At 35.6% G+C, this 11,608-nt stretch carries 13 protein-coding genes; 5 read left to right on the forward strand and 8 right to left on the reverse strand.

Going from position 1 to position 11,608, the window contains the following annotated elements:
* Positions 1-959: 959 nt before the first annotated feature.
* The 4 genes from AB6N09_RS03745 to AB6N09_RS03760 form a co-directional block, all read right to left on the reverse strand.
* The gene (locus tag AB6N09_RS03745) at positions 960-2,669 is read right to left on the reverse strand and encodes an ABC transporter ATP-binding protein (RefSeq protein ID WP_411131607.1); all 1,710 of its coding nucleotides are present in this window, start codon (positions 2,667-2,669) and stop codon (positions 960-962) included.
* Positions 2,670-2,831: 162 nt separating this feature from the next.
* Positions 2,832-3,155, reverse strand: coding sequence for a Grx4 family monothiol glutaredoxin (gene grxD, locus AB6N09_RS03750; protein ID WP_411131608.1), 324 nt, complete (start codon positions 3,153-3,155; stop codon positions 2,832-2,834).
* A 15-nt stretch (positions 3,156-3,170) separates the two neighbouring features.
* Positions 3,171-3,389 (reverse strand): BolA/IbaG family iron-sulfur metabolism protein, encoded by a 219-nt coding sequence (locus tag AB6N09_RS03755; RefSeq protein WP_411131609.1) that lies wholly within the window; start codon positions 3,387-3,389, stop codon positions 3,171-3,173.
* 60 nt (positions 3,390-3,449) lie between these two features.
* Entirely contained in the window at positions 3,450-4,769 is a 1,320-nt protein-coding gene (locus AB6N09_RS03760) for a malic enzyme-like NAD(P)-binding protein (RefSeq protein ID WP_411131610.1), read from the reverse strand.
* A 128-nt stretch (positions 4,770-4,897) separates the two neighbouring features.
* Between AB6N09_RS03760 and pgsA the strand changes: the two genes are divergently transcribed.
* Together pgsA and AB6N09_RS03770 are read left to right on the forward strand one after the other, a co-directional pair.
* Positions 4,898-5,440 carry a CDP-diacylglycerol--glycerol-3-phosphate 3-phosphatidyltransferase gene (pgsA, locus tag AB6N09_RS03765; protein WP_411131611.1) on the forward strand — a complete coding sequence of 181 codons (543 nt, stop codon included), beginning with the start codon at positions 4,898-4,900 and terminating at the stop codon, positions 5,438-5,440.
* Positions 5,441-5,546: 106 nt separating this feature from the next.
* Positions 5,547-6,497: a hypothetical protein gene (locus AB6N09_RS03770; protein WP_411131612.1), complete on the forward strand. Its 951-nt coding sequence runs from the start codon at positions 5,547-5,549 to the stop codon at positions 6,495-6,497.
* Positions 6,498-6,678: 181 nt separating this feature from the next.
* On the opposite strand, the gene AB6N09_RS03775 is transcribed toward AB6N09_RS03770, so the two are convergent.
* Genes AB6N09_RS03775 through AB6N09_RS03785 form a run of 3 tightly spaced genes read right to left on the reverse strand, consistent with a single transcriptional unit; the run spans position 6,679 to position 7,870 of the window.
* Positions 6,679-6,975, reverse strand: coding sequence for a hypothetical protein (locus tag AB6N09_RS03775; RefSeq protein ID WP_411131613.1), 297 nt, complete (start codon positions 6,973-6,975; stop codon positions 6,679-6,681).
* A 2-nt stretch (positions 6,976-6,977) separates the two neighbouring features.
* Positions 6,978-7,526 carry a hypothetical protein gene (locus AB6N09_RS03780; RefSeq protein ID WP_411131614.1) on the reverse strand — a complete coding sequence of 183 codons (549 nt, stop codon included), beginning with the start codon at positions 7,524-7,526 and terminating at the stop codon, positions 6,978-6,980.
* Positions 7,526-7,870, reverse strand: coding sequence for an ankyrin repeat domain-containing protein (locus AB6N09_RS03785; protein WP_411131615.1), 345 nt, complete (start codon positions 7,868-7,870; stop codon positions 7,526-7,528). The genes AB6N09_RS03780 and AB6N09_RS03785 overlap by 1 nt, the downstream gene beginning before the upstream one ends.
* A 174-nt stretch (positions 7,871-8,044) precedes the next feature.
* Between AB6N09_RS03785 and AB6N09_RS03790 the strand changes: the two genes are divergently transcribed.
* The 3 genes from AB6N09_RS03790 to AB6N09_RS03800 are packed head-to-tail and all read left to right on the forward strand — an operon-like array spanning position 8,045 to position 11,205.
* Positions 8,045-9,073 (forward strand): NAD(P)/FAD-dependent oxidoreductase, encoded by a 1,029-nt coding sequence (locus tag AB6N09_RS03790; RefSeq protein WP_411131616.1) that lies wholly within the window; start codon positions 8,045-8,047, stop codon positions 9,071-9,073.
* Between the two features lie 25 nt (positions 9,074-9,098).
* Complete coding sequence (locus tag AB6N09_RS03795) at positions 9,099-10,295, forward strand: phosphoglycerate kinase (RefSeq protein ID WP_411131632.1); 1,197 nt, start codon at positions 9,099-9,101, stop codon at positions 10,293-10,295.
* A gap of 58 nt (positions 10,296-10,353) precedes the next feature.
* The gene (locus AB6N09_RS03800; RefSeq protein WP_411131617.1) at positions 10,354-11,205 is read left to right on the forward strand and encodes an EndoU domain-containing protein; all 852 of its coding nucleotides are present in this window, start codon (positions 10,354-10,356) and stop codon (positions 11,203-11,205) included.
* Here the strand turns inward: AB6N09_RS03800 and AB6N09_RS03805 are convergent.
* Positions 11,195-11,608 carry a DedA family protein gene (locus tag AB6N09_RS03805; RefSeq protein ID WP_411131618.1) on the reverse strand — a complete coding sequence of 138 codons (414 nt, stop codon included), beginning with the start codon at positions 11,606-11,608 and terminating at the stop codon, positions 11,195-11,197. The two genes, AB6N09_RS03800 and AB6N09_RS03805, sit on opposite strands and share 11 nt — an antisense overlap.

Raw genomic sequence — 11,608 nt, forward strand, 5'->3', positions numbered from 1 at the left:
GAACGGATACTGACCAGGGCTTTTTTTTGCCTTTTTTTCATTCGGTAAATTTCTTAAATATTTATAGCTAGTTGCAATTTATGAACGAACATTTGTTTTTACAACAAGTGGTATCATTCCAGCGCTTGACACTGGCATCCAGGAATTTTATTAAGTTGGTGAGTATAAAAGTAGCTGTTTTATGATAAAATACGACGTTTTTGATGATTATGGAAATGCTGGATCCCAGCGTCGGAGCACTGGGATGACAAAAAGAGAGCACTGGCATGACGGGAGAAGGAACTACTTGGGTGACAAGAAGAGGGCTAATGGGATCACCCCACTAGGCCTAGTGGGGTGACGGAGGCGCTGGGATAACACCATTGTTGACCAACAAAACGTTATCTTTAATTTATCCTACTACCATTGGGATTTGGTATGGGATTTCAAAAGAGGACTGTAGGTATTAGTTGTGTTGCTGGAATAAATTTTAGTAAAACTGCTATGTGAGTAAGCTGCTGCTTATGAACTTCCTTATCAAGCAAAAAGATGTACGGGCATTATTTAAATAATGCCCGTACGCTTTTAGAAGGGACATAGCACGTGTGCTAAAGTAGCACTGCGTGCATATATAAGTTGTTTAAAACAATCTTTTAGTAAACAAGCCCTAATGTATCACAAGGATTGTGATATACGTCATAGTAGTTATGACATTAGTTAAAATGATTATGAGATAAATTAACAGCATAAGGTATGTGTGCAGGCGTACAAGGTGTATGCACTGGAAAAACTGGTGCTGGTAAATGAGAAGTCATACATTGTTGTTGTGGTAAAAAACCATGAGTGTAAATCATAACAGTCCTTTAAAAAATAATATTAAATTATTATAAGTTAAAATGATTAAAAAATTAATAATTTTAATTTCAAATCTAGCATAACAGCTAACTTAGTTCTTCTTTTTACTTATATAATATCCATATCTATTGTATCTTTACCAATTTTGCATATAGTCCATCTTTGCTTATTAGAGATTGATGAGTTCCTACTTCTTCTATTTCTCCGTGATTAATCACTATAATTTTGTCAGTTTTTAGTGCAGTTGATAGCCTGTGTGTGATTATGATCGTTGTTCTGTTTTGCATTAATTTGCTTAGTGCTTTTTGTACGAAGTTTTCACTTTTATAATCAAGGGCAGAGGTTGCCTCATCCAGCACCAAGACTTGGGGATTTTTGAGTATGGCTCTCGCTATTATAATACGTTGTTTTTGTCCTTCGGAAAGTTTTAATCCTCTTTTCCCTACAAATGTGTCAAACTTATCAGGTAGCTTGTCAATAAATTCCATCGCATAAGCACTGATGGCTGCTCGTCTTACTTCCTCATATCCGGCATCTGGTTTGCCATATAATATATTCTCCATTATTGAACAAGAAAATATCATATGATCTTGCGGCACTAAACCAAATAATGACCTTAGACTACTTAGTGCAATTGACCTAATATTATGCCCATCGATAGTAATGCTGCCTTTGCTTGGATCATAAAAACGGAGCAGAAGCTTTAAAATGGTGCTCTTACCACTGCCAGATGGTCCAACAATTGACACTGCTTGGCCCGCCTCTATGGAAAATGATACGTTACTTAACGCTGGCTTACCAGGCCGAGATTCATAAAAAAACGTTATGCCGTTAAACGAAATTCCTTTTTGAACACTACAAATTTTTACAGGATCATCAGCATCTACTATAGAGCTTTTCATATTCTTAAATTCAAATAAACGCTCTACTATCCCAAGACCCCGTTGTAAGTCACTGATATTATCGCTCAGATTATTTACAGCCACTGCTGCAAGCGCTGAATAAAATACAAATGAAGATAGCTCCCCAATAGTTATATTATTACTTAAGACTTCTTTAATACCAAAAAAGATTAAAACGACCAGTGAACCTATCACACACGAGATAACCAAAGTTACCAAAATAGCGCGCAAGAGTATTAATCTTATGTATGATTCTGATACTGAGTTTAGACGTTCCTTAAAACGGATTTTTTCACTTTCCTCCAATACAAACGACTTAATGGTTACTATGGATCTGAAATTTTCCTCACTAAATGATGCAAGCTCACTCAGCTTACTCTGGGCAAAGCGTGCGTGATTGCGCACTTTTTTCCCAATGGAAGTCATGATAATAAGTAGTATGGGTATTATCGCAGCCGCATATGCAGTTAGATGCAGATCTGTATACAACAACATGGCAACACTACCAATCAAAATTACAAAATTTCGCAATATGGTGAGTAGGCTGCTATTTATTATAGATTGCAACACAGAGGTATCAGTAATTAGTGCTGAGATGACATCCTGGACACCAGTGTTCTCAAAGAAACTTGGTTGCAAGTCGGTAACATTGCTATATAAGTCATATCTTATTTTTGCAATAACTTTTTCGCTGCCAATGCCAATGAAATACAATCTAATGAACGCAGTAAGAGAAACAGCTAAAACTATAAATATAGTAACTACTAGTTTAGTAGTAAAATCGTGTTCTGCGCCAGAACCAATTATGCTGCTCAAACCTCTACCGAAAAGGAGAATTGTTAAAGCTGAAAATAAAACTGCAATAAAAGCTATAATGAAATAATGTAGGTTGGGCTTTATGTAGTAAAATAATTGCCTAATATTAGATCGCATCTTATTTCGAAGTCTCCAAGACTAAGTATATGGATTTTAGCGTCAGGAGAAAGGAAAAAGGTATGGCTTTAGGTCTACTGACCGTATGAACGTTGTGATTTAACTCACAAAAAATGCCAGTAGAACCGGGAAATATTTTGGGATAACATCCTTCTGATGATCTTACTCTGCCATAATCTTTTTTTCTTTTAGCAAGCTTTGCAGCTCACCTTTTTCATACATCTCGCGAACGATGTCACAGCCGCCAATAAACTCTTCCTTTATGTATAACTGTGGAATTGTTGGGCAATCAGAAAACTTTTTTATGGACTGACGTATTTCATCATTTTCTAGCACGTTGACGCATTTAAACTTTACATTCAAGTTTTTGAGAATTGACACGACGAGTCCAGAAAATCCACATTGAGGAAAGTCAGAAGTGCCTTTCATATAGAGCACCACATCATTTTCTGTTATATCTTTTTTTATTTGTTCAAAATTGTTCATAAGTTCACCTTAATTTTAAGCACTAGTTTCTAACTGCAATGCATGTATAGACTGGCCTTCTAATGCCTTATATACCATTTTATGCTGCTCTATCCTTGTCTTTCCAAGAAAGCACTTGGAGGTTATTTTCAAATGATAATGATCATTATCTCCAGCAAGATCATTAACCTCTATATCAGCACCTGGAAATGATTGCTTGATGATTTTCTCTAATTCATGAATTGCGATAACCATTAACTTACTTTAAATTACAATACTTTTATTATAAATCTAAAATTACTTTGTGCAACTGAATTATCGTGAAGACAATGAATTCAACGTGCTAAGAGCACTCGCAAGACGAGATTTCAATTGATTTTCATATTCACCCCAATCTTGTATTGCTTTTTTTGCAACGCCTGAATGCACTGCGGTTTTTGCAACAGCAGGAGAAACTATCGAAATCAACCTTGGGTCAAATGGAGTAGGTATTATGTATTCACATCCATAGCTCATTTTACGCCCACTATAAGCTGTGGATATCTCGTCAGGTACTGGCTCGCGAGCAAGCTTTGCTATCGCATCTGCAGCTGCAATTTTCATTTCATTGTTTATTGTTGTCGCGTGTACATCAAGTGCTCCTCTAAATATATAGGGGAATCCCATTACATTATTAACTTGATTGTTGTAATCTGATCTACCAGTTGCGATTATTGCATCTGGTCTTACGGATTTTGCAAACTCAGGCCTTACTTCTGGATCAGGGTTAGCAAGAGCAAAAATAATCGGATCTTTACCCATGCTCTTCAGCATCTCTTCGCTTAGCACATTCTTTGCAGATAGCCCGATAAATACGTCAGTGCCTTTTATTGCATCAAGTAGAGAACGTTCTTTGGTGTCAGTTGCATGCTTTTCCTTCCACTCATTCATGTCCTCTTTCCTGCCTCTATATATTACCCCTTGTTTATCACACAGCACTATGTTTTTAGCGCCCATTGACCTCAGTATTTCCAAACATGCAATGCCGGCTGCCCCAGCGCCATTCATGATGATTTTAACGTCTTCTAATTTCTTTCCTGCAATATCAAGAGCATTTTCTATGCCAGCTGCAACAACAACTGCAGTTCCATGCTGATCGTCGTGGAATACTGGAATGTCCATCAATTCACTTAGACATTTTTCTATTATGAAACAATCGGGAGATCTTATATCCTCTAAATTTATCCCTCCCCAACTTGGTCCAAGATATCTTACTGCGTTGATAAAATCTTCCACATTTTCTGTGCCAACTTCTATGTCAACTGCATCGATATCAGCAAAACGCTTGAATAAAACAGCCTTGCCCTCCATAACAGGTTTTGAAGCAAGAGGCCCGATGTTGCCGAGTCCAAGCACTGCAGTGCCATTTGAAATAACAGCAACACAGTTGCTCTTTGCCGTATAAGCATAAACTAGATCAGAGTTTTTAGCTATTTCAAGGCATGGAGCTGCAACTCCAGGGGAATAAGCAAGTGACAAGTCATGCTGAGTAGATAAGGGCTTTGTTGGCAAGATAGATATTTTACCAGGATTACTGCCTCCACTGTGATACTTAAGCGCTTCTTGTTTTGTAGTATGATCTAAATCGTCATTCATTATTATATCTTGAGCTCATAATTTTTAAGCATATGGAATTTCTATAAATATTCAATTGCAAACTATTAGCTTGTGAATTGCACTTTACTCCTGTATAAGTTTACCATACCGCACTAAAGTTACACTGCATGTTTAAGAAAAACTTGCCTAATTTACTGACAATCTCTCGTGCGCTTGCAGTACCAGCAATAATATTAAGTTTTTATATAGAAAACAAATATGCAAACTTAATAACAATATCAATCTTTATATTTGCATGCATTACAGATTTTTTTGATGGTTACCTAGCACGCGCGTGGAAAGTCCAATCAAAATTTGGCAGGCTATTTGATCCAATTGCTGATAAGTTAATAGTGGTTTCAACAATAATGATGCTGGTTTATAAGCATAAGGTCAATGATTACACGATAATACCGTCGGTTGTCATCGTTTGTCGTGAGATATTAGTTTCGGGTTTGCGTGAGTTTCTGATCGCTATAAACGTTAGCCTACCTGTGAGCAAAGCTGGAAAAATTAAAACATTTCTGCAGATGCTTGCTGTAGTGTCACTAATAATCGACGACTACGAAATAACTCAATATATAGGTGCAATTTGTCTGTGGGTTGCAGCCATTATAACTATGTGGTCAGGCTATAATTATATTATAGCTGGCATCAAGCAGATTGACTGAATTCCTTGAGAAACAATTAATATACAAATAGTTAAAATTTCAATAAAACTGACTAAGTAATTGAAATCATGTATAATATACTAGTCCATAAGTTAGTTGGGTTTATATGACTAATTTTACAAATAACCCTGGTACTAAGTCTTTTAAAAGATTAAAAGATAAAAAAGATTATGAAATGGAGGATTTTTCTCATGATTTTTGGTCGAAAGTTGATCCAGATGTCAAAAAAGAAAGGCTCAAACAAGAACTATTAACACTGAAAAAAAGAGAGCTATATAGACAATACTTATCATTGGCAACAATGGCCCCATTTGCATTGCTGATGGCTATTGAGCTGGCAAAAACATACAGCGATCAGGTATTGCTTGGTGTTATAAGTGATGCACTAAGCCACACTATATTACCTTTCACAGTTTTATCTCTTATTTGTACGCTATACTTAATTTATAATAACAGGAAGATAGCCCAAAAGGAACAGGAATTAAAGGATCTTGAAAATGGCGAAGTGGCAGAAAAAGAGAAGAGAGATGTTCCTTACACCGTTGATGATTACCTTAACTACGCTGATGCTGCTTTAACTATATTAGTTATTGTAGCTAGTATAGTTAGCGAAGCATTGGATCAAGGGATAATAGAAGATGTAGCCTTTTCAATTTCTAGCTTATTTTACTTTGTAGCAAGCGTTAATTCCTTATATTGTGAGTACAAGAAGAGCAAAGAACATGAGGTAGACAAAGAGCAAGAAAATTCCAACCTTGATGAAAAATCTGAGAAAAAGACTAACAATATGTCTGCGGCTAGTTTAATGTTTGCTGGTTCTTCTATAATGCTAATAAGGAGAATAATGTTAATAGCATTAGCATCATTCTTACATCCTGCTGTTGGACCCGCTTTGGGTTTAGTAGGCATCACTCTTTTGATTGCAGGAAGTGGATTAATCACACATCTCTATAAGAGAGAGTTAAAGAATGTAGAAGTTGGAAAAAATATGACAGGTGCTGTTGCAAGCAATGTAGACAGAAGATATGGTACAAACCAAGAAGCACATGTTTGCTAAACTAAGCAAAAAAAAAGGCAAAGAAACCTCATAGTAGCTTTAGCTATTTTACGATCTAATGTTAAAAACCAAAGGCGCCATCTGATTTTTTAAGCTAACGATTTTTTGTAGCCCCGTTTCTGTGGATTAAAAAAACTGGATTCTAGTATTATGCGCTAGAATCCAGAGAAAAAGAAACAAGTTACTTAAGCGGTAGAGTTTTAAGAAGAAAGTTCTTTCTATTCATGGCTTTTTTTATAGAACCTGAAAGCACTTTAGTGCTTGAATTAGAAGACGTGTTATTTTCAAACATTTTTATCTTTTTCTTTATGCTGTTTGCCGCTAGATTGGAAGAAAAACCATGCCCTTTGTTAAAACTAGGATTAGATATTTTGTTTTCAGTAATCCTTTTTGCAGAAGAAGCTTGAGGTCTTGTTTGTGGATTAGCTGGCTTTGGCGCTATCGATGACTTTCCTGCATTTGGCTGGCGGTTTGGCAAAGCTACAATTTTGGACTTCTGTTGGCTCGCATCATCGCCAGATCTGTAACCACTTTCAGGAGTTCTGCTTCCTTTTTCATTGTCTGATTGAGGGTTTGAAAGCGTCTGACATTCACTTTAATCATTATTCCAACTAGACCAGTATCGCCACTGTTAATACTCGATACACTGCTACTACGACTCATATTACTACTTAGCGCTTCTTTATTAACACGTAATCCATCTATCTCTTCGTAAATATGCTCCGAAATGTAATCATTACTGTTATCATATCCTAAAATACCGTACTCTGGAGTATCGTAAATATGCTCTAGATTGTTATTATAATCACAATTTTCATATTTTACATACTTCTCTCCTCGTTTTACATTCTCGCCAGTTTGTTTTTTCAGTACTTTTAAACGTGAAATTAAACTCAAAGTCTTTTCTATCTTTTCACAATAAGATACATATTCGTTCTTATTTTTCTGATCTTCTATGACACCTAGTAAGTAATTATGCTCTGCTCTATCAAATTTTGCTCCCGATTTTAACAAGAGATCAATAACCATTAAGTCGTTTCCACGAGAAAACCTCCTGTTAAAATATTAGTTGTAGGTAGATTCTTTTCATCACCCACTCCTGTAGAAAAATTTCCGATTGCGAGTGTTAATGGAGTTTGCCCATATAGATTTTGTAAGTTCATATTGATTTTATATTTATTAATGAATAATTTTACCAGTTCGTAATTGGAATTTTTTGTAGCATAGTGTAATACAGTGTTGCCTTTTTTGTCACAAATTTGCCCTATATCAAATGAATTTGATAGTTTTTTAAGTAGATTAAGCAACTGTTTTACAGTTCCTGTATTGTTGTTTGCCGTGGCTTTAATTATTAAATCGTTCTTAATACTCATAATATTTACCTCACTATTAAAGTTAATATATTATTTTAATTACATAAAAATTTATTTTTTCTTAATCTGCGATTTTGCCCGATTCTCACAACTGTATCCTTTTGTTGTTTCATAAATTGACCTTGTTAACAAAGCCAACTAATATATAAATAAGTTATTACCTAAACGAAAAGCATGGAAACTGACATTGTAATAATAGGTGCAGGACCTGTTGGAATATTCACTGCTTTTCAAGCGGGAATGCTCGATATGAAATGTCATATCATAGATGTTTTGGATCAAGCGGGAGGCCAATGCACTGCTCTTTACCCAGAAAAACCGATATACGATATACCTGGCTATCCTATAATTACTGCTCGAAAGCTAATTGAACAATTAATGGAGCAAGCTTCGCCATTTGAGCCTGTTTACCACTTAAGTCAAAAGGTAGAAAAAATTTTGAATAGTGACAGTCAAAACTTTACTGTAATAACAAACATAGGTATAGAAGTGAAATGCAAAGCTGTTATCATTGCTGCAGGTAATGGAATGTTTGAACCTAATCGTCCACCCCTTAATGATATATTAGAGTATGAAAATAAATCCGTATTTTATAGCGTAAATAAAATTTCTGATTTTCAGGATAAAGCTATAGTAATTGCAGGAGGAGGAGATTCTGCGGCTGATTGGATTATAGAACTCTCTAAAGTTGCAAAGAAAATTTATGTAATACATCGAAGAAAGGAATTTCGTTGTGTTGCCAAAACTAGAAATGAATTGGAATTACTTGAAAGCAGTGAAAAAATAGAACTTATAACGCCATATCAATTACACGAACTAGCCGGAAATAATGGGCAATTGAGTGCAGTGATAGCAAAAAACATTGTTTCTGGAGAAGAAAAAGAAATATCCGGTGATTTTTTACTGCCATTTTTTGGACTGTCAATGAATTTGGGTCCAATAAACAATTGGGACATACAGTTAGAGCACAGTCGTATAGTTGTTGACCAGGCTACACTCAGAACCAGTAGAGATAGGATATATGCAATCGGAGATATAGCTACTTACTCAGGCAAACTAAAGTTGATACTAAATGGCTTTGCTGAAAGCGCTATGGCTTGTTATGACATACACAAAGTGATCCGCAATTCTCCAGTTAATTTTCAATGCTCAACTTCAAAGATGTCGCACAAGCGATTTACTTTAGGTCAAACTACTGTATAGTGGTTTTATAGCTCCTTAGTTTATGATGGATGTGTCTAGCATAGAAAATTGTGATTTTCACGATAAAACTGTCTTGCTCAGAGTCGACTTTAATGTTCCTATAAAAAATGGAAAAGTTCATGATGTCACTCGTATTTTGAGAGCATTGCATACTATTCAGCATCTGGTGAATGCGAGCGCAAAGGTTATTATTATATCACATTTTGGGTGCCCAAAAGCCAAAAACGATAGTTTGTCACTAAAAAATATAGTTGAAACTTTATCGCAGCTATTAAATAAAGAGGTAAAGTTTGTCAATGATTGCATTGGCAAAAAAGTGCAAAAAGCAGTAAATGAGATGAACAGAGGAGATGTAATATTACTGGAAAATTTGAGGTTTTATAAAGGAGAGGAGCAGAATGACTCGAATTTTGCTAAACAACTAGCATCACTAGCAGATATATATGTAAATGATGCATTTTCTTGCTCTCACAGAGCACACGCTTCTATTTCACGCATTACAGAATTTTTGCCTTCCTATGCAGGATTTTGCTTACAAGATGAGCTAAAGTATCTTGAAAAGGCCATATCATTTGATACTAAACCTATTACTGCGATAGTTGGGGGAGCTAAAATATCAACTAAAATAAAAATGCTTATAAAACTAGCAGAAAAGGTCGATTATCTGTTTCTTGGCGGTGCAATTGCTAACAATTTTTTGTTGTTCAATAGAGTGAATATCGGCAAATCTTTCTTTCAAAGTGGCGTTGATGATTTTCTTCATAGTGTTATTGAAACAGCAAATAAAAACAATTGTAAAATAGTTGTGCCTGAAGATGCTTTAGTTGCAGTAAACTCTGATTACAGCACTGGCATTTTAAGAAACACTGAATCTATTTTGGATGATGATGTAATCTTGGATATCGGACCTAAAACCTTGAGCACGATAAGCAGTATGGTAGCAAGTAGCAAAACTCTGCTGTGGAATGGACCTATTGGTGTCTTTGAACATTCAACTTTTGCAAATGGCACAATAGAGGCGATGAAAATCGTAAGTGGCTTAACACACGAAGAAAAATTAACTAGCGTGATAGGGGGAGGAGATAGTTTATCTGCAATAAATGCCGCAGGTCTTACTGATAAAGATTTTACGTATGTTTCAACTGGTGGAGGGGCGTTTTTAAGCTGGCTAAGTGGCGACGGAATGCCAGGAGTTGCTGCACTGCAATTAACGTCAGATTAAAGCTTTTTTAAATTGTTGCTTGTACTCTAGCTTTTTTTTGTGAAGCTGTATCGTGATTATGTCAAAGAAAAATAAGCTAATTTTATGCTTAATAATACCGGTAATAGGATTTGTTTTTTATATTAAAGATCATTACTTCAATGATCCAAACTCACGAATTGATTTTGAGCCATTCTTCAAAACAAATTCTGCGGGGCCAGATTACATTCCACCACTTCCGGAGTTGACTGATTTTGATAGGGGAGTGTTAAGAGTTTGTGGAGATTGGGGATCACACTCCGACAAAGAAGATTTCAGAGTTTTGCTTGATTGTCCACAGCATCAAGAAGTAGTAGAAGGAATATATGATAGGCTCGATCATCAAGTGATTACACCAAGTGCAGACTTGGAGTTATTCAAGGATGAACTAACTAAGATTTGGTTTACAAATAGCGGAATTGAAAAAGAAACTATAGGGTTTGGACATATTTTTTGTGGTGAGCCAGATAGATTGGGGCTTGGTGGTATGCATTTTGTAGGTAGGTACGTTGAGGCTCAAGAAGATAAATGGGCAGGTGCGATTTGGAATGATAAGTCTTTGTGCAATAAATTAGAAGTTGATCCACCAGTTTATACATTTGGAATGAAATATTTAGGAAAAGATGGAGAAGTGAAAGTTAAGTGCCCAAATGGGTATGCATATAACCTTCATGCTGATGATATTTTAGTTTCAGCAACTAAAGCATTTAAGGCATTGGGGAAGGATGGAATGTGCCTATATAAAATGGAAGATGACAATTATCAATCGGTGTTTGTGAGAAAGAATGATGCAATACTTACGTTCTATCCTGACTTAACGCCAAAATGTAACGATAAAAGTACTAATTGTAGCTGCATCGATGAACGTAAGGCAAAAGCTACTAAACAGTAATTGTGAGGTATAACAAGTAGAAAAAGTTGGATAGGATAGTTAACAAGGTAAAAACACTGAGGTTTAACTTAAAATAACCTGATAAAACTTGAATCGTGCTTCCAAGTGCTGATACCCACGAAAGTAGTGCAACTGCACAGATCAGTAGATTTCTTATGATTTTTGGTGTTTTGTGCTCATTCTCTAGTTTGTAGTATAACTTCCTGATAGAAATCGTTATTCTACCTAAATACCAATTAACTACTCCACCAAGGCTTGATCCCAATACTCCAAAAAGTAACATAAATAGTGGACTGTAATACGACCTAAAATACAACATAGTATGAAACACAAAACCTTGATATATAGGTAAGATCAGCGATGATATTAGGTTATCTGTGAACAACAGAAGATAATTTTCCAT

Origin of the sequence: Wolbachia endosymbiont of Tettigetta isshikii (assembly GCF_041154185.1) — a bacterium.
In the GTDB taxonomy this organism is placed as follows: Bacteria; Pseudomonadota; Alphaproteobacteria; order Rickettsiales; family Anaplasmataceae; genus Wolbachia.

Coding starts and splice junctions, on each gene's coding strand:
- AB6N09_RS03745 (WP_411131607.1), bottom strand. CDS start 2,669: ATGCGATCTAATATTAGGCAATTATTTTACTACATAAAGCCCAACCTA.
- grxD (WP_411131608.1), bottom strand. CDS start 3,155: ATGAACAATTTTGAACAAATAAAAAAAGATATAACAGAAAATGATGTG.
- AB6N09_RS03755 (WP_411131609.1), bottom strand. CDS start 3,389: ATGGTTATCGCAATTCATGAATTAGAGAAAATCATCAAGCAATCATTT.
- AB6N09_RS03760 (WP_411131610.1), bottom strand. CDS start 4,769: ATGAATGACGATTTAGATCATACTACAAAACAAGAAGCGCTTAAGTAT.
- pgsA (WP_411131611.1), top strand. CDS start 4,898: ATGTTTAAGAAAAACTTGCCTAATTTACTGACAATCTCTCGTGCGCTT.
- AB6N09_RS03770 (WP_411131612.1), top strand. CDS start 5,547: ATGACTAATTTTACAAATAACCCTGGTACTAAGTCTTTTAAAAGATTA.
- AB6N09_RS03780 (WP_411131614.1), bottom strand. CDS start 7,526: ATGGTTATTGATCTCTTGTTAAAATCGGGAGCAAAATTTGATAGAGCA.
- AB6N09_RS03785 (WP_411131615.1), bottom strand. CDS start 7,870: ATGAGTATTAAGAACGATTTAATAATTAAAGCCACGGCAAACAACAAT.
- AB6N09_RS03790 (WP_411131616.1), top strand. CDS start 8,045: ATGGAAACTGACATTGTAATAATAGGTGCAGGACCTGTTGGAATATTC.
- AB6N09_RS03795 (WP_411131632.1), top strand. CDS start 9,099: ATGGATGTGTCTAGCATAGAAAATTGTGATTTTCACGATAAAACTGTC.
- AB6N09_RS03800 (WP_411131617.1), top strand. CDS start 10,354: ATGTCAAAGAAAAATAAGCTAATTTTATGCTTAATAATACCGGTAATA.
- AB6N09_RS03805 (WP_411131618.1), bottom strand. CDS start 11,608: ATGGAAAATTATCTTCTGTTGTTCACAGATAACCTAATATCATCGCTG.